The sequence below is a fragment of the Pseudomonas sp. LF020 genome (assembly GCF_053456425.1).
Genome location: NZ_JBRFIX010000001.1, coordinates 356,893 through 375,936 on the forward strand (window position 1 = coordinate 356,893; position 19,044 = coordinate 375,936).

The window sequence follows — 19,044 nt, forward strand, 5'->3', positions numbered from 1 at the left end:
CTGATGGATAAATGTTGCCTGTGCGGGCCTCTTCGCGGGCAAGCCCGCTCCCACAGTGGTCAGTGGTGTTCACACATTCTGTGTTCAGCACAAAACCCTGTGGGAGCGGGCTCGCCCGCGAAGAGGCCCGATCAGACACTGCAAAACTCAGCTGCCCGGAACAAACATCTCCCGACTCAACCCATGCCGCTGCAGCTTTTCATTGAAGGTCCGCCGCGGCAGTTGCAACTCCTCAAGCACCGCTTTCACATCGCCCTTGTGCCGGGTCAGCGCCGCGCGCAGGCACTGCGCTTCAAACGCTTCCTGCTGCGCCGCGAGCGACTGGCCCGGGTCGATGCCGTGCACCGGCTCATCCAGCCCCAGCACCTGCCGCTCGGCGACGTTCGCCAGTTCGCGCACGTTGCCCGGCCAGTCGTGGCTGAGCAGATGACTCAATTGCGCCCCGCTCAACGGCGGGAACGTGCGGCCCAGGCGCTGGGCAGCGCTGAAGGCGAACGACTCGAACAGCAGCGGAATGTCTTCGCGCCGATCGCGCAGCGGCGGCAGGCGCAGTTCGGCGACGTTCAGGCGATACGCTAGGTCTTCGCGAAAACGTCCGGCCCGGGCCTCATCCAGCAGATCAGGTTTGGTTGCCGCAACAATCCGCAGATCAACGCGAATGCTCTGGTTCGACCCGAGGCGCTCCAGCTTCTGTTCCTGCAACACCCGCAGCAGCTTCACTTGCTGGGCCAGCGGCATGCTTTCGATTTCATCGAGGAACAACGTGCCGCCATCGGCATATTCCAGTTTGCCGATGCGCTTGCCGGACGCGCCGGTGAACGCGCCACTTTCATGACCGAACAGCTCGGCTTCGAACAACTGCTCGGGGATCGCCGCGCAGTTCAGTGCCACGAAAGGCTTGTCGGCGCGCGGGCCGAAATCATGCAGGCAACGGGCGATCAGTTCCTTGCCGCTGCCGGTCTCACCACGGATCAACACGTTGACCGGCAGCGCCGCCAGATCCAGCACTTGCCGACGCAAAGTCTGCATGCCACGGGACACGCCGAGCAGCGTGGCATCGAGTCTGGCGCGGTGGTCGGCTTGCTCGTGCAAGGCGCGGTTTTCCAATACCAGCCGACGCTTGTCGAGCGCCCGGCGCAGGCTGCCAAGCAGGGTGTCCGGGCTGAACGGTTTTTCGAGGAAGTCATAGGCGCCGTCACGCATGGCTTCGACCGCCATCGGCACATCACCGTGACCGGTGAGCAGAATCACCGGCAGATCGGCGTCACGGCGCTGCACCTCGGCCAGCAACTGCAGACCACTGAGCCCGGGCATGCGCACATCGCTGAGAATCACCCCGGGAAAGTGCGCCGGCAGTGCCGCCAGGCAATCTTCGGCGCGGCTGAACAGCTGCACCTCGAACCCCGACAGGCTCAGCCATTGCTCGACGGCGCTGCGAATGCTGCTTTCGTCATCGACCACCATCACTGAGTTGAGCATCAGATGTGTGCCTCCAGATCGATCGGCAAGGTCAGGCTGAACACCGCGCCAGCCTCGCCATTTTCCACGCTCAGACGCCCGCCGGATTCATGCACGATGGCAAAGGATACTGCCAGCCCCAGCCCCAGACCGTCACCCACCGGTTTGGTGGTGAAGAACGGATCGAACACCTGATTCAGGTGCTGCTCGGCAATCCCGCCGCCATTGTCGATCACACTCAGGCGCCACAGTTGTTCATCCACCTCCAGGCGAATTTCCAGGCGTTTGCACGGTTTGCCCTGCATCGCATCGAGGGCGTTGCGCAACAGATTGATCAGCACCTGTTCGAGGCGAATCGCATCGCCACGCACCCAGGCCGGACGCGTCAGGTGCAGCACCAGACTGACCTGTTCGTCGCGTAGGCGCGCGTCGAGCAGTTGCAGCGACTGATCGACCACGGTCGCCAGATCCAGCCGTTCGCGCAGGCCGCTGGGGCTTTTGCGGGCAAAGGTTTTCAGGTGGCCGGTGAGCGATGCCATGCGCGTGAGCATGTCGTCCACCGGTTTGAGCGCCTTGTACGCATCATCGACGCGGCCATGCTCAAGCAGCAAGCGCAGCGTTGCGAGCTGCATGCGTTGCGCGGTCAGCGGCTGATTGATTTCGTGGGCCAGTGCGGCGGACATCTGCCCCAGTGCGGCAAGCTTGGCCGATTGCACCAGACCGTCCTGCGCAGTGCGCAGATCGCGGGTGCGTTCTTCGACCAGTTGTTCGAGTTCTTCACGGTTGCGCTGACGGACTTTCGACAGGCGCCAGCGCTGATTGAGGAACAACAGCAGGAACACCAGCGCCAGCCATACACCCGCAGCGGCCAGCCCGGCGTTGCGCAAATCTTCGAAAGCCACTTGCGGGCGCCGCAACAAGTGCAGGGTCCAGCCTTCGGCGGCCAGCGGCAGTGATTCCCACAAGTAATCCGCCGTTCCGTCCGGGCCTTCGACTCGACGCAGGTCGCTGTTGTCGTCGAAGTGACGCAGGGACAAATGCGTCAGCGGGATCAGCGATTGTTTGTCGTACTGGCGCGTGCGCTTGATCTCGTCCATGTCGCGGCTGTCCAGCGGCCGCAACGAGCGATAGCGCCAGCCGGGCTGGTTGGCGATGAAGATGATCCCGCGTGCATCGCTGACCAGCAGCGTGTCGCTGCCCTGGCTCCATTCGCGCTCAAGCTCGGGGAACTCCAGTTTGACTACCATCGCGCCAAGGAACTCGGCGTTGTCGCCGAGCACCGCGCTGGACAGAAAATAGCCGGGGATGCCGCTGGTCACGCCCACCGCATAAAAGCGCCCGCTGCCCTGAGTGCGGGTCTGGCTGAAGTACGGACGAAAACCGTAGTTGTGGCCGACGTAACTGCTCGGCAGGCGCCAATTGCTGGCGGCCACCGCGAGGCCGCTGTGATCAAGCAGCTCGAGGGTCGAGGACTGCGCCGCGCCGTTGATCTGCTCCAGCTTCAGATTCAGCACATTCTGTTGTTCCGCGCCCACCGGCCCGGCCAGCGCGCTGCGCAATTGCGGGTCCAGCGCCAGCACGGCGGGCAGGGCGCGATAGCGGTCGATCAGGGTGTGCAACGAGTTGGCATACAGCGCCAATTGCTGGCTGGCGCGGGTGGCGTCTTCCTCCATCGCCTGGCGTTCGGCGTGGCGGATGGCAAGGGTCGCGGCGATGGCCGCACCGGCAATGATCAGCAGGGTGTACAACGACAAACGCAGGGTACGGGAAGTCGGCAGCATGCTGGGCTAATGGATAGAGGGACGGGCGGGCACGATAGCATGGGCCTGCCCGTCCTTCTCGTCTGACGCGTTACCTGATCAGACCGCCGTGAACCGGTGTGAGTGTGAAAGCAGCATGGTGCGGGTATAAGCCAGCTCGCCAATGATGGCTTGCGTGGCCTGTGTCAGGCTTTCGACGCTGTCACTCGAACAAACCAAACGCTTGCTGAAAGTGGCAATCGTCGAACTCTTGGCGATGGAGGGCGGGGTGATACTGAGGTCTTGATCAGCCATGAGTCACATACATTGCACAGGCGAAGACGCAGATGGATTGACGCTAACAACAATCATGGCAGCGCACACCTGTCAGATCTGACAGGTGCGCTCAAGCCCAAGGTATGTGTCGTTCTCCCAGGCATAAAAAAGGCCGGCCCGTCGATTGACGGGCCGGCCTTTTTTACAGCTGCGAAACGCTTACTGCACTTCTACCGCCAGGCTTTCGGCGATCTTCTGTTGCCAGATCGCCGGGCCGGTGATGTGTACCGACTCACCGTTGCTGTCCACCGCGACGGTGACCGGCATGTCCTTGACCTCGAACTCGTAGATCGCTTCCATGCCCAGCTCGGCGAAGGCCAGCACCTTGGACTTTTTGATGGCCTGGGCCACCAGGTAAGCGGCGCCGCCCACGGCCATCAGGTACACGGCCTTGTTGTCCTTGATCGCTTCGATCGCGGTCGGGCCACGCTCGGATTTGCCGATCATGCCCAGCAGGCCGGTCTGCTCAAGGATCTGACGGGTGAACTTGTCCATCCGCGTCGCGGTGGTCGGGCCAGCCGGGCCAACCACTTCGTCACCGACCGGATCAACCGGGCCGACGTAGTAGATGAAGCGGCCTTTCAGATCCACCGGCAGGGTTTCACCCTTGTTCAGCATCTCGACCATGCGCTTGTGCGCCGCGTCGCGACCGGTGAGCATCTTGCCGTTGAGCAGGACGGTTTCGCCCGGCTTCCAGCTCTGCACTTCTTCCGGGGTCAGGGTGTCGAGGTTGACGCGACGGGCCGACGGGCCGGCTTCCCAGACGATTTCCGGGTAGGCATCCAGCGATGGTGCTTCCAGCGAGGCCGGGCCAGAACCGTCGAGCACGAAGTGCGCGTGACGCGTGGCGGCGCAGTTCGGGATCATGCACACCGGCAACGAAGCGGCGTGGGTCGGGTAGTCCATGATCTTCACGTCGAGCACGGTGGTCAGGCCACCGAGACCCTGGGCGCCGATGCCCAGCTGGTTGACCTTCTCGAACAGCTCCAGACGGATCTCTTCGATACGGTTCTGCGGGCCACGGGCTTTCAGCTCATGGATGTCGATGGATTCCATCAACACTTCCTTGGCCATGACCGCGGCTTTCTCGGCGGTGCCGCCGATGCCGATGCCCAGCATGCCCGGTGGGCACCAGCCGGCACCCATGGTCGGAACGGTCTTGAGCACCCAGTCAACGATCGAGTCGGACGGATTGAGCATGGCCATTTTCGACTTGTTCTCGGAACCGCCGCCCTTGGCCGCCACGTCCACTTCCACGGTGTTGCCCGGGACGATGGAGTAGTGGATGACTGCCGGGGTGTTGTCCTTGGTGTTTTTGCGAGCGCCCGCCGGGTCGGCGAGGATCGAGGCACGCAGGACGTTTTCCGGCAGGTTGTAGGCGCGGCGCACGCCTTCGTTGATCATGTCGTCCAGGCTCATGGTCGCGCCATCCCAACGTACGTCCATGCCCACCCGCACGAACACGGTCACGATGCCGGTGTCCTGGCAGATCGGCCGGTGGCCGGTGGCGCACATGCGCGAGTTGATCAGGATCTGCGCGATCGAATCACGGGCCGCTGGCGATTCTTCGCGCAGGTAGGCTTCGTGCATCGCCTGGATGAAATCCACGGGGTGGTAATAGGAAATGAACTGCAGGGCGTCGGCAACGCTCTGAATCAGGTCGTCTTGCTTGATCACGGTCATGAGTCGCGCTCCTCTAAAAGACGGGAACATTCAATAAGGTGCCTGCGGCTTGGGTGCATCGGTCGGTCGCAAGCACCTTTCAAGGCACGCCGGGGCTGCTGGCGCGACGCTAAAAAGGCGCGGCAGTATACCGCGCCTCAGCAGGGCATACACGCGCCGGCAGTCATTCGTTGGTCGCATACCGAACACTGCTGGCCCCTGTGGCGAGGGAGCTTGCTCCCGCTCGGCTGCGCAGCAGCCGTAAATCGGTATACACGGTGGAACTGAAATATTGAGTTGGCTGGATTTGGGCCTGCTGCGCAGGCCAGCGGGAGCAAGCTCCCTCGCCACAGAAGGCGGCGTCAATCCGACAATCGGGTCATGCATTTGACGTCAATTTTTGGCGCCGAAAATCGGTGGTCATTTATCGACCGCCCCTCTAAAGTGGCATCCGGTCTGTAGAGTAGGACACTCGGTCAGCCTCCTATCGCACGGTGAGTCAACGATTGACCCATAACGCTATTCAACGTCTTTTGCTCAAACGCTTTGCACTCGCTGCAGCCACCTATGGATTGGCTTTGCTGCTGCTGTGGCTGGCGTTTTTCACCGGGCATTACCCGCAATCATTGAACAGCGTGGCCATCGGCAGCGCGCTGGTGGTGATCTGCCAGGCGACGTTGTTTGCGCTGTTCTGGTCTGGGCGCAATCAGCGCTTTGCCGATCCCAGCCTGACCGAGGCGCAAGTGCTGCTCGGGCTTGGCTGGCAGACCTGGCTGATCGCCCATCTGGATGAAGCACGCGGCGCGTTTCTGGTGTTCTACGTGCTGATCCTGCTGTTCGGTCTGTTCCATTTATCCCGGCGCGCGTTCATTCGTTGCGCGCTGCTGGTGTTCTTCAGTTTCTGTGCGATCACCCTTTGGGACGGCTTCCACTTCCGTCTGCCGGATCCGGCATTGGCGGCGTTGCAGGTGTGCATTCTGGCGATGGTGCTGGCGTGGCTGGTGATTTACGCACGCTTCGTCCAGGTTTCACGGCAGCGCATGCGCCAGCGCCGGTTTGCCTTGCAGGCGCATCAGGACACCCTGCGCGGGATGATGCGCCAACTCGAAGATCTGGTGGCCACCGATGAACTGACCGGACTGTTCAATCGCCGGCATTTTCTGCGTCTGGCCTCACGGGAGCTGGCGGAGATGGAACCGGGCGTGGTGCATGGTCTGGCACTGATCGACCTCGATCACTTCAAACGCATCAACGATCTGCACGGTCATGCCGCCGGCGATCAGGTGTTGCAGGCGTTCGCCGGCGTGGCGGGTGCCTGCCTGCGTGACGGCGACGTGCTGGCGCGTTACGGTGGCGAAGAATTCGTGGTGTTGCTGCCCGACTGCGATGCCGAACGCCTGACCGCCTGCTGCGAACGCCTGCGCATTGCTTTCACCGATGTCGAACTGATGGGCCTGAACGTGCGTAACCTCAGCCTGTCGGCAGGCATGACCCTGCTGGAACTGGGCGATGATCTGGACGATGCCTTGCAGCGTGCCGATCAGGCGCTGTACCGGGCCAAGCGCGACGGGCGCAATCGCTGTGCAGCGGCATGGGAGAATGTGGATGCCTGAACTTCGCGTCGGTGATCGGCAATGGTCGGTGGCGGCGGGCAGCAACCTGCTCGACGCCCTCAACCAGAACGGCGTCGCGGTGCCTTACAGCTGCCGCGCCGGCAGTTGCCATGCCTGTCTGGTGCAGTGCGTGAACGGCTTGCCCGCCGACAGTCGCCCGGATGCCTTGAGCGCCGAACAGCGCCAGCAAGGCTGGCGGCTGGCCTGTCAGTGTCAGGTCACGGAAGATTTGCAGGTACACACCTTCGACCCCGTCACCGACGGGCGCCCGGCGGTGGTCGAGGCGCTGGACTGGCTCAGCGATAACGTCCTGCGTTTGCGCCTGACCCCGCAGCGACCGCTGCGCTACAGCGCCGGGCAACATCTGGTGCTGTGGATCAACAACATCGCCCGACCGTATTCGCTGGCGAGCCTGCCGCAGGAAGACCGTTTTCTCGAATTTCACCTCGACTGCCGCCAGCCCGGCGAATTCAGCGATGCGGCGCGGCGCCTGCAGATCGGTGACCCGATCCGCCTTGGCGAACTGCGCGGCGGCGCGTTGCATTACGACCCGGATTGGCACTCGCGCCCGCTGTGGCTGCTGGCGGCCGGCACCGGGCTGGGCCCGTTGTTCGGCGTGCTGCGCGAAGCCTTGCGTCAGGATCACCAAGGCGCCATCCGCGTCATTCACCTGGCCCATGACGCGCGCGAGCACTATCTGTCCAAACCCCTGGCGGCGCTTGCCGCACAGCGGGAAAACCTCAGCATCGAGCTATGGACGGCGGCCGAGTCAGCCGCCGCTTTGGCGCAACTGCGCCTTGTTTCCCGGCAAACCCTGGCCTTAGTCTGCGGCTCGACTGCCAGCGTCGATGCGTTTGCCAAGCGTCTGTACCTGGCCGGATTGCCGCGCAATCAATTGCTGGCCGATGTGTTTCTGACCCGCGGTTGAGCGCAGATCCTTATTTGGTTGAGGGCGCTTCTGTGGCGAGGGAGCTTGCTCCCGCTAGGCCGCGCAGCGGCCTCAAAAGCCTGTGAGCGCTGCGCACTCAAACGGACGGTGCGGCGATCCGACAAGCTCCCTCGCCACAGATTAACCTTGTAACCAGCCATGTTGAGACACGCCATGACCGAAGCCATCCTGCTGGAACGCGAACGCGGTTTGCTCACCCTGCGTCTCAACCGTCCGGACAAGAAAAACGCCCTGACCCGCGCGATGTACAGCCGCCTCGCCGAGGCCCTGAAGCAGGCCGACAACGATCCTGACATCAATGCTGTGCTGATCACCGGCAGCGCTGAGTGCTTCACCGCCGGCAACGACATTGCCGACTTCATCCAGCAACCGCCGAGCGACCTCGACAGCCCGGTGTTTCACTTCATGCTCAACCTGCTCGAATGCCGCAAACCGGTGATCGCCGCCGTGGCCGGTGCGGCGGTGGGCATCGGCACCACGTTGCTGCTGCATTGTGATCTGGTCTACGTCAGCCGCGATGCGCGGTTGCGCATGCCGTTCGTCAATCTCGGGTTGTGTCCGGAGTTTGGCTCCAGCCTGATCCTGCCGCGTTTGCTCGGGCAGGCGAAAGCGGCGGAGCTGTTGCTGCTCGGCGAAGGGTTCAGCGGTGAACAGGCAGCGCAATGGGGCATTGCCACTGAAGCGCTGGGCAGCGGCGAAGCGGCGCTGAACAAGGCGCGGGAGATGGCGTTGCGTTTCGATGAACTGCCAGCAGAGGCGGTACGCATCAGCAAGCAATTGATGAGGGCGCCGGATCGCGAATTGATCCGTAAGGTGATCGAGCAGGAGGGCGCACTGTTCACCCAGCGGTTGCGCTCGCCGGAGGCGTTGGCGGCATTGACCGGATTCATCAAACGGCATTGAGATTTTCGCCGGCCGGGCTGCCCTCATCGCTGGCAAGCCAGCTCCCACAGTTTTTGTGGTGGATGCAAAATCTGTGATCGCCGCGAGCCTTGTGGGAGCTGGCTTGCCAGCGATGAGGCCAGAGCAGATACAAAATCTGTTGGATCAGTATGCAAAAAGCCCCGGCACTCACATGCCGGGGCTTTTGGTTTTCAGCTGATCACTCAGACCTGTGGATCGCCCACGTGCAGGATTTTCATGCCGTTGGTGCCGCCGGTGGTGTGGTAGCTGTCGCCCTTGGTCAGGATGACCCAGTCGCCTTTTTCCACAACGCCGCGCTTGACCAGTTCGTCGATCGCCTTCTGGCTGACTTCGTTCGGAGCCAGCGAAGCCGGGTCGAACGGCACGGTGTACACACCGCGGAACATCGCCGCGCGGGCCTGGGCTTCGCGGTGCGGGGTGAAGCAGTAGATCGGCACCGACGAACGGATACGCGACATGATCAGCGGGGTGTAGCCGCTTTCGGTCAGCGCGATGATCGCCTTGACGCCCGGGAAGTGGTTGGCGGTGTACATGGTCGCCAGCGCAATACTCTCGTCGCAGCGCTCGAATTCCTTGCCGATACGGTGGCTGGAAGTCTTGCTGGTCGGATGCTTTTCAGCGCCGACGCAGATGCGCGCCATCGCCTGAACGGCTTCCAGCGGGTACAGGCCGGCAGCGGATTCGGCCGAGAGCATCACGGCGTCGGTGTAGTCGAGCACGGCGTTGGCCACGTCGGACACTTCGGCGCGGGTCGGCATCGGGTTCTGGATCATCGACTCCATCATCTGGGTCGCAACGATCACCGCTTTGTTGTGGCGGCGTGCGTGCAGAATGATCTTCTTCTGAATGCCCACCAGCTCGGCGTCGCCGATTTCCACACCGAGGTCGCCACGGGCAACCATCACTGCGTCGGAAGCCTTGATCAGACCGTCGAGGGTTTCGTCGTCGGCCACGGCTTCGGCGCGTTCGATTTTCGCCACCAGCCAGGCAGTGCCGCCGGCTTCGTCGCGCAGTTGACGGGCGTAGTTCATGTCAGCCGCGTCACGCGGGAAGGACACGGCGAGGTAGTCGACTTCCATTTCCGCGGCGAGCTTGATGTCGGCCTTGTCTTTTTCGGTCAGGGCTGGTGCGGTCAGGCCGCCACCGCGACGGTTGATGCCTTTGTGGTCGGACAGCGGGCCGCCGATGGTCACGACGCAGTGCAGCTCGGTAGCGGTGGCGGTTTCGACGCGCATCACTACGCGGCCGTCGTCGAGCAGCAGCTCGTCGCCCACGCCGCAGTCTTTCACCAGATCCGGGTAGTCGATGCCGACCACTTGCTGGTTGCCTTCGGTCAGCGGATGGCTGGTGGAGAAGGTGAACTTGTCACCGATCTTCAGCTCGATGCGCTTGTTGGCGAATTTGGCGATACGGATTTTCGGGCCTTGCAGGTCACCCAGCAGGGCGACGAAACGGCCGTGCTTGGCGGCCAGGTCACGCACCAGCTTCGCGCGAGCCTTGTGCTCGTCGGGGGTGCCGTGGGAGAAGTTCAGACGGGCAACGTCCAGACCAGCCAGAATCAGCTGTTCGAGAACTTCCGGCGAGTTACTGGCCGGGCCAAGGGTAGCGACGATTTTGGTACGACGGACGGACATGCAAAGACTCCTGAGTTCAAGCGCTAGCAGAGGCTACTATGCTCTTGGGGTGTAGTCATTGTTCGTTTGCACTACTTATTGTTTTCTTTATTGAACGTGGCAACTTTGGGACAAACGCGCCTGAAGATTTACGACCAGGGGTCGATACAGAGCTCAAGACAGGAGAACCTCCCCATGCGATTGTTGCCCATTGCCGCCCTTGCCCTCAGCGTCCTCGCCGTCACGGGCTGCACCCGTTGGTCGATGAACCATCATTTGAACAACGCCTACAGCGCCTACGACCGGGGCAATTGCGAGCAGGTGATGCTCGAACTGTCCAAGGTCGAACGCGCCAGCCGGGCCCGTCCGTATGTGTGGCCGGAAGTGTCGATGATGCGCGGCCAGTGCCTGGAACGGCAAAAAATGTACATCGACGCTGCGCAGACCTACCAGTTCATCATCGCCTCGTACCCCAACAGCGAATACGCCTTCCGCGCCCGCGCCCGCCTGGAAACCCTGCAGAGCCTGGGACATTACCCGACTCGCAGTGCGGTGGCAGCGCCGGGTCCGCAACGCTTCTGATGCTGGGTGTCATACAAACGCTGGCTGACTGTACAAGCTGAGCTATAGTCCAGTGATCCGGTTCAGAGCCTGACTCTGAACCGGGGCAACACCTGCGACTGGTCGTTGTTGAGGTGATGGCGTATTGGCGACCATCCCACCGGAAGCGGGGAGAGCGTGTCTGTGACACAGGCGTGTTCCGAAGCAAAGGTGCGGCTCTGTGATGGGGCCTTGCGTGGCGTACCTCGCATGTTTACCGACCGACGAATCGAACGGCACCAGTTGCCGTACTTCCTCAGGGTGTTCAACAGCGTCACCGACAAACCCATCGGTTTTCTGGGCAATGTGTCCGAAGACGGGCTGATGCTCATCAGCCAGTTACCGATGATGACCGGTGTCGATTTCAGTCTGCGTCTCAAAATTCCGCTCGGCGATGGCTGCCAGCAGGTCATCGACCTGACGGCGTGCTGCCTGTGGTGCCATGAAGACGCGACCCCGATGCACTACGACGCCGGCTTCAGCCTGCAACGCCCGCCGCCGGAATATGCGCAACTGGTGCAGGCGTTGAAGCAGTACTTCAGTTTTCAGCCCCTGCCGGCGTCTGCCTGATACAGCCAAAACCAAAGATCGCCGCCTGCGGCAGCTCCTACAGTGGAAATGCAATTTTCCTGCAGGAGCTGCCGCAGGCGGCGATCTTTTGATCTTCAAGCCTTCAAGGCAATCGCCCGCTCACTGTCCAGTGTCTTCTCCGCCAGCAACAAACCCATCTCGCTCAACTGATAGATCGCCATCGCCAGATGCCGTGGTTTGTCTTCCAGGCTGTCCGCCAGATCCAGCAGCAGAATGCTCACCGACGAGAAGGTTTCGTAGGTCTGGATGGCGATGGCTTCGGGGTTGAGGTCGGGGGCGACAACGAACATCTGCATGCCGCGATCCACGGAATTGCGTGAGGGCGATTTTGGTTTGAGGTAGTGGTCGAGGGCGCGTTCTGCGGCTTCCTGAAACCTCTCTGAATCAGGGGGGAGACAGCTGGAAGTCGCGTCAGATTCTGGAGGATTTGATGTTGCACTGTTCATGGCTTTATATCCTTTTTGCTTGGCTTCCAGTTCGGGTGAACGTGAACGGAAACTGCTATGAAGAGGTTATTCGGCCGGGGGGAGGTGAGCTGTTCGGCTCACCTAGAGACGTCCTGCTAACAGCTAAAATGTTACTAGCCTGACTGAAGCTACTGCCTCGACATTGCCCCGGACAATTAATTTCGACCGCTGATTCAGCGGCCAAGATCAAGTTACGGAGCCTCACCAATGCGTACAAGACAGAGCATTCTGGTGTGTTCGTAGGCAAAGGCGCCACGTCGTGTAGCCTAAATTCCTAGGTTTGGGGAAAGACTTCATTCGGATGACGGATATGTGTACCCGAACGCATCAATCTGTATCATTTCGATATGAGACGGGGGGATTTTAGGTGGGGTGTTGGAAGGTTTTTGAATCGTCAAATCGCTTCGATAATCACCCTGTGGATAACACCAAAGCGGTCGACAAAATTCATTGAGTTTTTGAGGCCTAGTCCGTTTCCTTTGCTCTGAGTTTCGCCAAGCCCTGCTTGATATAGCCGGCATTTTCTCCAATGACAAAAAGCGCAGAGCGGACGTTTTCTCCGATCTCGGTAAACCCCCTCTCTTCGACCTGGAGTGTTAGCTCCATTAGGGCTGCCTCCAGCCCAAGCTGATTCTGATAAATCCTTTCCAACACATCAGATAATGAATATTTAGTGGGCATTCTTCGACTCCGTTCGAGAGGCTTCGAGCATGGCTGCATGGGAAAATTTAGCGGGCAATCCGATAGCGCGGGATGGGCCGCCTCAAGGAGCGGACTGGTACTCCTTTAAGTAAGTGGAGTGAGATACCGATCAATGGAAAAGCCCTTTTAGCAGCGGTATTTCTTATTAAGAAATCTACACCCGCTTGCCAATTTGAAACACCCCGCCGGCGTGAAATCTACAATGTCTATAGGGCTCCAGCTTTCTTCCAGCTTAAGTAAATTGACACTAGTTCAGTGTTTAGCTTACTGGTAGGGACATCCAGCACAGGTGTGCCATGAGCCATCAGGCGCTCATTCAGTTCGGCCCTAGCGTTTAGGTAATCCACTGCGCCGCAATAGGCCAATGCTTCAGGAAGGGTTTGTACCGAGTCTTGGCGCATTTGGTCGAGCGTTTCTTCGCGCAGGCTGACCACTAACACTTGATGCTGGCGGCTCAGGTGTTGGACTGCGTTGGTCAGTTCGCCATGGTCCTCATCCTGCAGGTTGGTCATAAGGATGACCAGTGCCCGTCGTTTCTGACGTGTTAGTAGTTGCCGAATGGCTGCCTGATAGTCCGCCGGACGTTGGCTACTCGCCAGATCGTAGACCGTGTTGAGCAGGACGTTGAGTTGCCCGCTGCCTTTTACCGGAGCTAGATATCGCGGTTGATCGTCTGCAAATGTACTCAATCCCACCGCATCGCCCTGACGCAGCGCGACATGGCTCAGCAGCAGACACGCATTCAGCGCATGGTCGAAATGCGACAGCTCGCCATCCTGGCTGCGCATTTGCCGCCCGCAATCGAGCATGAACATGATCTGTTGATCACGCTCGTCTTCATACTCGCGGGCAATCGGCGTGCGCTGACGGGCGGTGGCTTTCCAGTCGATCTGGCGCAGGCTGTCGCCCTCGCGAAATTCGCGCAACTGATGAAATTCCTGACCCTGCCCGCGACGCTGGCGCTGGCGCACACCGAGCTGGCTGAGCCAGTTGTCCACCGCCAACAACTGCCCACCGTAGAGCTTTGCGAAGTCCGGGTAGACGCGGATCTCGCCGCTCACGGCGAGCAGGCGTTTGCCTGTCCACAGACCGAACGGGCTGGGCAGGTTGATTTCGCAATGCTCGAAGCTGAAGTGCCCGCGCTTGAGCGGGCGCAGACGGTAGCCGACCGCGCTGAATTGCCCGGGTTGCAGTTCAATCGCCAGCGGCAGGTTTTCGAAGCTCAGGCCCTGTGGCACGTGGTCGAAAATCTCCACCGCGACCGGCTCGATGAAGTCATGGATGAGCTGCAGCCGCACCTCGCTCCAACGGCCGAGTGCCAGGCTGCCGGGCATCTGCCGCTGGATGCGCGGCGAGGGCAGGTTGTTCAGGCGCAGCGCATCGATGAGCGCCAGCACCAGCAGAGCCAGGAGCAAGCCCCAGTTGATCGACAACAGCGTGGCGGGCACGTCGATGTCGAGAGCTTGCAGCGTGCCCAGCAGCGTGCCGACGGCCAGCAGAATCGCGAGCCAGATCAGCAGCAGGCGTGACGGTTTCACAGGCGCGGCGCCGGCACTTGGTCGAGCAATTGTTGCAGCACCTGATCGACCTGCAGACCTTCGATGTCCAGCTCCGGCGCCACTCGCACCCGATGGCGCAGCACCGAGAGCGCGCAACCCTTGATGTCATCGGGAATCACGAACTCGCCGCCGCGCAGCAACGCACGGGCGCGGGCGCATCGCACCAGCGCAATCGAGGCTCGCGGCCCGGCGCCGAGGGTCAGGCCGGGCCAGGAGCGGGTGCTGCGCGCCAGCCGCACCGCGTAATCGAGCACTTGATCGTCGATCGGCAGATCGCTGGCGATGCGTTGCAGGGCTTGCACGTCCTTGGCTTGCAGGACGGTGCGCAGCGGCTGCACATCAAGCATGTCGGCGCGGGTCGAGCGGCTGACCTGACGCACCATGTTCAGCTCTTGCTCGGCCTCGGGGTAATCCATGCGTACCTTGAGCATGAAGCGGTCGAGCTCGGCTTCCGGCAATGGATAAGTGCCTTCCTGCTCGATCGGATTCTGAGTGGCGAGCACCATGAACGGCTGAGCGATCGGCAGCGCCCGACCTTCGAGGGTGACCTGGCGCTCCTGCATCGCTTCAAGCAACGCCGCCTGGGTTTTTGCCGGTGCACGGTTGATCTCGTCGGCCAGCAACAGGTGGGTGAACAACGGCCCCTTGCGCAGCTTGAACTGCTCGGTGTGCAGGTCGTACACCGCGTGGCCGGTGACGTCGCTGGGCATCAGGTCCGGGGTGAACTGGATGCGCGCGAACTCGCCGCCGAAGCAGCGCGCCAGCGCCCGTACCAGCAGCGTTTTACCCAGCCCCGGAACGCCCTCAAGCAGCACGTGACCGCCGGCGATCAGCGCGGTCAGCACATCGTCGATCACGCTGTTCTGGCCGATCAAGGCCTTCTGCAATTCCCCGCGCAGCGCTTGCGCCAACTGGCTGGCACGCTGGCGTTGCTGGGCGGCGTGGCTGGCGCTGCCGGGCTCGATCTGTTCACTCGTGCCTTCCGGAGCCTTGCTAACTGTTATATGTGTTTTATCTTCCATAAATCAGTCACTTACCCAATTTAACTTTTTTTGGTCTAGGACGGTCGAGAGCTCGGTTCTGATCTGGCGTAATGCGAGTGTGAGCTCACGTAGTAGAAGGCAGCCTAGACCTTTCTGAAGTCAAAACCTATGGGCGCAGGATTTGTAGATTTCGACGTATTGCCCTCCCGCATTCGACACTCCCAGTCCAAGGTAGATTTTTTGGCTGCCGTTACAAGGCGGGCGTGTTGTAGCGGGCACTGACCTCCGCCTGGATCGCATTGGTGTGGGAGCTGAGCGTCTTGAGTGATAACGTACCAGCCACGTTCCTTCAGGCTGGGACAACACAACCATCTCTGGCGACCTTAATAAGCTGCTTCTGCTCGAGTGAGCGATTCTGGATCTGAGTGGCGTTACTAAGTCGAAGAAAGAATAGGCTGATGATGAGACGCACCGTGCTGGAGGTTCTGCCTTTAAAGGCTCACTCCTTTTGCCAGTACCGTTGCACAGTCGATGTAGGCAAACCTAGTTTCCGCGCAGCTTCGGCTTGTGTCAGGCCCTGCTTTTTCAGTTCTACAACGGCACTGACCCTCTGAGCATCCGCTCGAGTTCCTCGAGAACGTTTTTTCAATGCGCCGTCTTGAATCTGATCCTCCATGATTTTAAGGCCACCCGACTCGATGAAGCCTTGAAGCTCTTTCTGCGCATTTTTTATCAAATGTTCAGGTGCCTCTTTGTCACGTATCGCCAAGCACAACGCCAATAGAGTCAGAAGGTTGATATCGAGCGTTTCGGCGATCTTGACGAGGGTCGGTAGCGTCGCCTGGATTTTCCCTTGTTCGAGCAAGCTAAGGTTGCTCTGGCTGATGGTTCCCGACAGGGCCTCATAACCCAATCCTTTCATTTGCCGGATGGCGCGCAGCGTGACGGCTAGCTCTTCCTTCACGTTCAATTTCTCAAAATGAAGGATAGAGCCATACTCGCACTGACCCACCAAATATATTAAATTGTTAATGGTGGGATTTTTGCTTATGATGGCCATTTAACAGGATGCATAGCGCCAAGGAATCGCGTGCCTTTCGGCAACATCCCTATCCGGTTGCCAGAAGCATTAGCAGGGTCAATCAAAGGCTGCCTAAGCTGAGCTTATTCAGAGCTTGGCAGGGTTTGAAATAGGGTTTATCCGAAGTGTTTGTAACCAATAGCAGCAATTTGCAGGGCCAATTTAGAACTCCCGACGGTATTCGAATGCTCTGGAAATCGGTCGATATCAGTCGGTGTGAGTACTCGTTTCTGATTGAGGGAATGGGATTGGAGGATGGGGCCTTTGGCCCGGTTGCGCATCTAGTTACGGATGTGGAAACCGTTCAGATGATGCGTGCAGCTGAGCAGGGCGAGTTCATGATCGTGACGAATATTCATCTCATCCTTCCACCTACAAAGCGCGAGCAGGGGTCATACGCAATGGAGCTTCTCTCTGAAATTCGCATTCAGCCTGGCACCGAGGCAAACCCCGTCTACGAGTTCATCACCGGAACGGGCCATATCTACACCAGTGCACGCACATGATGGTTCAAACACTGGAGGCGCCATGTCAGTAACACTTGATGAGATTGCTCAGTTTTTTTACGGAAGTGGGGAAGTCGTCCTTGGTTGGCATGGCGAGCAAGAAGAAATAATAGTGCTTGCCGAAAGGACTTTTCCGGGGAAGCCTTTCTGCCTAGTGAAGCAATGGATCATTGCCGACTTGCAGCTCATACAGGATGAGCAGCGGAAGCTTTCATCGATGGGAATACTCCCCACAGTCGTCTATGCACACGAAGTCGTCCTGGACAGCCGCCGACGTTTCTCTCCCGGCCACTGGGTGCGCACAAACTTCGGAATTTCGCATGATCATCCATGCATGTTTGAAACTAAGAGCACGGTCTACCTATTGCTTGGTGATGGTGTACGGAAGCCAGCAGAGCTTAGTACCGTTTTCTCGTTTCGAGCGTAACTGACTCAATACTTTCACCCACGCTGCCATTCAGGCAGTGCGATTGACTACGCCTTTAAAAATTGCAGGAGCACGTTTTGATTCGATTTGATTGCCGGCAGGTCACTGGAGTGATCGAGAAGCCACGAGTGATTGCTACTGAGCAGGGGACTGTGACCGCGCGCATCGTTATCGATGAGCAGGTATTGCCGAATGTTTTGCTGCCAGGAAAGATTTTTGAAGAGATTGAGGCGGGGGAGCGAGTGACCCTGTACGGCATCTTCACGAAGAAAAAAGACAAGACTGAGAACAAAGCCATCATCTACGCAGTAAAGGGTTCGAGCGGCAAGCTTGTCGCGGCGAAGCAATACCAGATCAAAGTACCGGTTCTAATGCTAGTTGCAGCGGTACCCTTGATGATTGCGGTGGCCGTTGCTGGTTGCTTCATTTCGCCTTATCCGATCCACCTCTTAACGGGTAGCGTCAACCCGAGTTATCTCGTTCCGGCGACGTTTAAGGCTGCGGCTTGGGAAGGAGTCGCTGCGGGTGTGTTCATGGTTGGCTGTGCGATTAACTTTATTCGGAAAAGTAGCCAACCTGAAAGCTGGGCGGAGATTGATGCTACGACACTTTCTCAGCGCTTCAGCAAGGCGTTTAAGTAATCGCTTCTTAGCCAGGCTTCCCCTTTGGTGGAGGCTTTGGCTAAGTAAAGGGGGAGGTGGCACGTGCAGATCGATGATCTCGAGCGCGAACGACGTCGCAAAGCAGTTGCTGAAGTTCTTGGCTGTCAGGTACTCGAAGGTGTGAGGCCTTCCTATACGCACCTTGCTGAGCTGCAGCGATATGCGGAAGGCTTGGTCAGTCTTGACGAACTTCTGATGGAGTTGATTGAGTCCATACGGGAGTGCTCTCCACGGTAAGCAGTTAACTTCCAGGAAGGCCGGCTTTGAGAAATCTTTACCATGCTTGACTGCCCGTCAAGCAACCGGCTGACGCCGAATGATCGAGTTCTATTTCTCGATTTTGATGGGGTGCTGCACCCGGACGGCGTATACCGTACTCGGACTGGTTTGGAGTTGCGTGCACCCGGGCAACTCATGATGCATGCCGGAATTCTTGTCGAGATACTGAAAGAGTTTCCCCAAGTCAAAATCAGCTTGTCGACCAGTTGGGTGCGCATCCTAGGTTACCGCCGTGCACGCTCTGCTTTACCGCCAGAGCTGCAGGTTCTCACTGTGAGCAGTACATGGCACTCAAGGATGCCCAAGGCTCCGTTTGAGGGCTATGACATGTTCAGCCGATATCACCAGATCCGTGCTGCAGTAACTAGGGCAGGCCTGACGAATTGGATCGCCCTGGATGATGATCCTTTTGAAAGCTGGCCAGATCACGATCGACGACTGATACGCACTGATCCCGACCTGGGCCTTAACTCAGTGCCGACCCAGGAGGAACTACGGTTCAAGCTGAGTGTATTGATGAGGACGTAAAAACATTTCCCGAGACGCTTTGAGTTGCTGCAAAGTATGAGTTTATTGCTTCAGTAACCGTATTCGTTCAGCAATTTGCGCAGAAATTCACGCCGCCTTTGAGCGATGCACAGAATGAGGTAATCACGCTCGTAGTCCTTGGTTGAGAGGTGTCCGGCATCCACAAGGCCATGGATGTAGCCCTCTCTATTGTGGTGCTCTGGTAAATGTCTTCAGCCAGCAGTCGCCACCGTTTCTTTTGGTACTGCCCGACTAGGTCGTCCGAAAATTTTGGTGCGTTGATCAGGGTGTCGAAATCGACACGTGCGTTAGGTGTGTTCAAAGGGGCTTCTCAGAACATTGATATCTGTACCGAGGTTATCATG

20 protein-coding genes are annotated in these 19,044 nt (G+C 59.3%); 10 read left to right on the forward strand and 10 right to left on the reverse strand.

Annotation, left to right across the window (positions count from 1 at the left end):
• Window positions 1-147: 147 nt before the first annotated feature.
• From ACU680_RS01635 to ACU680_RS01650, 4 genes are all read right to left on the reverse strand, one after another.
• Window positions 148-1,479, reverse strand: coding sequence for a sigma-54-dependent transcriptional regulator (locus ACU680_RS01635; RefSeq protein WP_448178472.1), 1,332 nt, complete (start codon window positions 1,477-1,479; stop codon window positions 148-150).
• Window positions 1,479-3,239, reverse strand: coding sequence for an ATP-binding protein (locus tag ACU680_RS01640; RefSeq protein ID WP_448178473.1), 1,761 nt, complete (start codon window positions 3,237-3,239; stop codon window positions 1,479-1,481). Before ACU680_RS01640 ends, ACU680_RS01635 begins: the two co-directional genes overlap by 1 nt.
• Window positions 3,240-3,317: 78 nt before the next feature.
• Window positions 3,318-3,512 carry a hypothetical protein gene (locus tag ACU680_RS01645; RefSeq protein ID WP_027612503.1) on the reverse strand — a complete coding sequence of 65 codons (195 nt, stop codon included), beginning with the start codon at window positions 3,510-3,512 and terminating at the stop codon, window positions 3,318-3,320.
• Between the two features lie 180 nt (window positions 3,513-3,692).
• A complete protein-coding gene (locus tag ACU680_RS01650) occupies window positions 3,693-5,216 on the reverse strand; it encodes a fumarate hydratase (RefSeq protein WP_027612504.1) in 1,524 nt (507 codons plus the stop codon).
• Window positions 5,217-5,701: 485 nt separating this feature from the next.
• Between ACU680_RS01650 and ACU680_RS01655 the strand changes: the two genes are divergently transcribed.
• The 3 genes from ACU680_RS01655 to ACU680_RS01665 all read left to right on the forward strand — a co-directional run bounded on the left by ACU680_RS01655 (window position 5,702) and on the right by ACU680_RS01665 (window position 8,660).
• Complete coding sequence (locus tag ACU680_RS01655; protein WP_448178474.1) at window positions 5,702-6,808, forward strand: GGDEF domain-containing protein; 1,107 nt, start codon at window positions 5,702-5,704, stop codon at window positions 6,806-6,808.
• Entirely contained in the window at window positions 6,801-7,736 is a 936-nt protein-coding gene (locus ACU680_RS01660) for an iron-sulfur-binding ferredoxin reductase (protein WP_448178475.1), read from the forward strand. The genes ACU680_RS01655 and ACU680_RS01660 overlap by 8 nt, the downstream gene beginning before the upstream one ends.
• Before the next feature lie 174 nt (window positions 7,737-7,910).
• On the forward strand, window positions 7,911-8,660 hold the full coding sequence (locus ACU680_RS01665) for an enoyl-CoA hydratase-related protein (protein ID WP_007965889.1): 750 nt from the start codon (window positions 7,911-7,913) through the stop codon (window positions 8,658-8,660).
• Between the two features lie 203 nt (window positions 8,661-8,863).
• Here ACU680_RS01665 and pyk read toward each other — a convergent pair whose 3' ends face one another.
• Window positions 8,864-10,315 (reverse strand): pyruvate kinase, encoded by a 1,452-nt coding sequence (gene pyk, locus ACU680_RS01670; protein ID WP_448178476.1) that lies wholly within the window; start codon window positions 10,313-10,315, stop codon window positions 8,864-8,866.
• Between the two features lie 174 nt (window positions 10,316-10,489).
• On the opposite strand from pyk, the gene ACU680_RS01675 reads away from it, so the two are divergent.
• Both ACU680_RS01675 and ACU680_RS01680 read left to right on the forward strand, forming a co-directional pair.
• The gene (locus ACU680_RS01675) at window positions 10,490-10,876 is read left to right on the forward strand and encodes a tetratricopeptide repeat protein (RefSeq protein ID WP_123588638.1); all 387 of its coding nucleotides are present in this window, start codon (window positions 10,490-10,492) and stop codon (window positions 10,874-10,876) included.
• Between the two features lie 228 nt (window positions 10,877-11,104).
• The gene (locus ACU680_RS01680; RefSeq protein WP_027612508.1) at window positions 11,105-11,464 is read left to right on the forward strand and encodes a PilZ domain-containing protein; all 360 of its coding nucleotides are present in this window, start codon (window positions 11,105-11,107) and stop codon (window positions 11,462-11,464) included.
• 95 nt (window positions 11,465-11,559) lie between these two features.
• Here ACU680_RS01680 and ACU680_RS01685 read toward each other — a convergent pair whose 3' ends face one another.
• The 5 genes from ACU680_RS01685 to ACU680_RS01705 form a co-directional block, all read right to left on the reverse strand.
• Window positions 11,560-11,931 carry a DUF6124 family protein gene (locus tag ACU680_RS01685; RefSeq protein ID WP_007965896.1) on the reverse strand — a complete coding sequence of 124 codons (372 nt, stop codon included), beginning with the start codon at window positions 11,929-11,931 and terminating at the stop codon, window positions 11,560-11,562.
• 486 nt (window positions 11,932-12,417) lie between these two features.
• The gene (locus tag ACU680_RS01690; RefSeq protein WP_007965898.1) at window positions 12,418-12,633 is read right to left on the reverse strand and encodes a hypothetical protein; all 216 of its coding nucleotides are present in this window, start codon (window positions 12,631-12,633) and stop codon (window positions 12,418-12,420) included.
• A gap of 227 nt (window positions 12,634-12,860) precedes the next feature.
• The gene (locus ACU680_RS01695; protein ID WP_007965899.1) at window positions 12,861-14,192 is read right to left on the reverse strand and encodes a DUF58 domain-containing protein; all 1,332 of its coding nucleotides are present in this window, start codon (window positions 14,190-14,192) and stop codon (window positions 12,861-12,863) included.
• On the reverse strand, window positions 14,189-15,235 hold the full coding sequence (locus ACU680_RS01700) for an AAA family ATPase (RefSeq protein WP_448178477.1): 1,047 nt from the start codon (window positions 15,233-15,235) through the stop codon (window positions 14,189-14,191). Before ACU680_RS01700 ends, ACU680_RS01695 begins: the two co-directional genes overlap by 4 nt.
• 460 nt (window positions 15,236-15,695) lie before the next feature.
• Window positions 15,696-16,256, reverse strand: a complete 561-nt coding sequence (locus ACU680_RS01705) for a helix-turn-helix domain-containing protein (protein ID WP_448178478.1) — start codon at window positions 16,254-16,256, stop codon at window positions 15,696-15,698.
• 146 nt (window positions 16,257-16,402) lie between these two features.
• Between ACU680_RS01705 and ACU680_RS01710 the strand changes: the two genes are divergently transcribed.
• From ACU680_RS01710 to ACU680_RS01730, 5 genes are all read left to right on the forward strand, one after another.
• Window positions 16,403-16,783 (forward strand): hypothetical protein, encoded by a 381-nt coding sequence (locus ACU680_RS01710; protein WP_448178479.1) that lies wholly within the window; start codon window positions 16,403-16,405, stop codon window positions 16,781-16,783.
• 22 nt (window positions 16,784-16,805) lie between these two features.
• The gene (locus tag ACU680_RS01715; RefSeq protein ID WP_448178480.1) at window positions 16,806-17,210 is read left to right on the forward strand and encodes a DUF6957 family protein; all 405 of its coding nucleotides are present in this window, start codon (window positions 16,806-16,808) and stop codon (window positions 17,208-17,210) included.
• A 77-nt stretch (window positions 17,211-17,287) separates the two neighbouring features.
• Window positions 17,288-17,851 carry a hypothetical protein gene (locus tag ACU680_RS01720; RefSeq protein WP_448178481.1) on the forward strand — a complete coding sequence of 188 codons (564 nt, stop codon included), beginning with the start codon at window positions 17,288-17,290 and terminating at the stop codon, window positions 17,849-17,851.
• A gap of 63 nt (window positions 17,852-17,914) precedes the next feature.
• The gene (locus tag ACU680_RS01725) at window positions 17,915-18,109 is read left to right on the forward strand and encodes an antitoxin VbhA family protein (protein WP_448178482.1); all 195 of its coding nucleotides are present in this window, start codon (window positions 17,915-17,917) and stop codon (window positions 18,107-18,109) included.
• A 42-nt stretch (window positions 18,110-18,151) separates the two neighbouring features.
• A complete protein-coding gene (locus ACU680_RS01730; protein WP_448178483.1) occupies window positions 18,152-18,679 on the forward strand; it encodes an HAD domain-containing protein in 528 nt (175 codons plus the stop codon).
• Window positions 18,680-19,044: the final 365 nt, after the last annotated feature.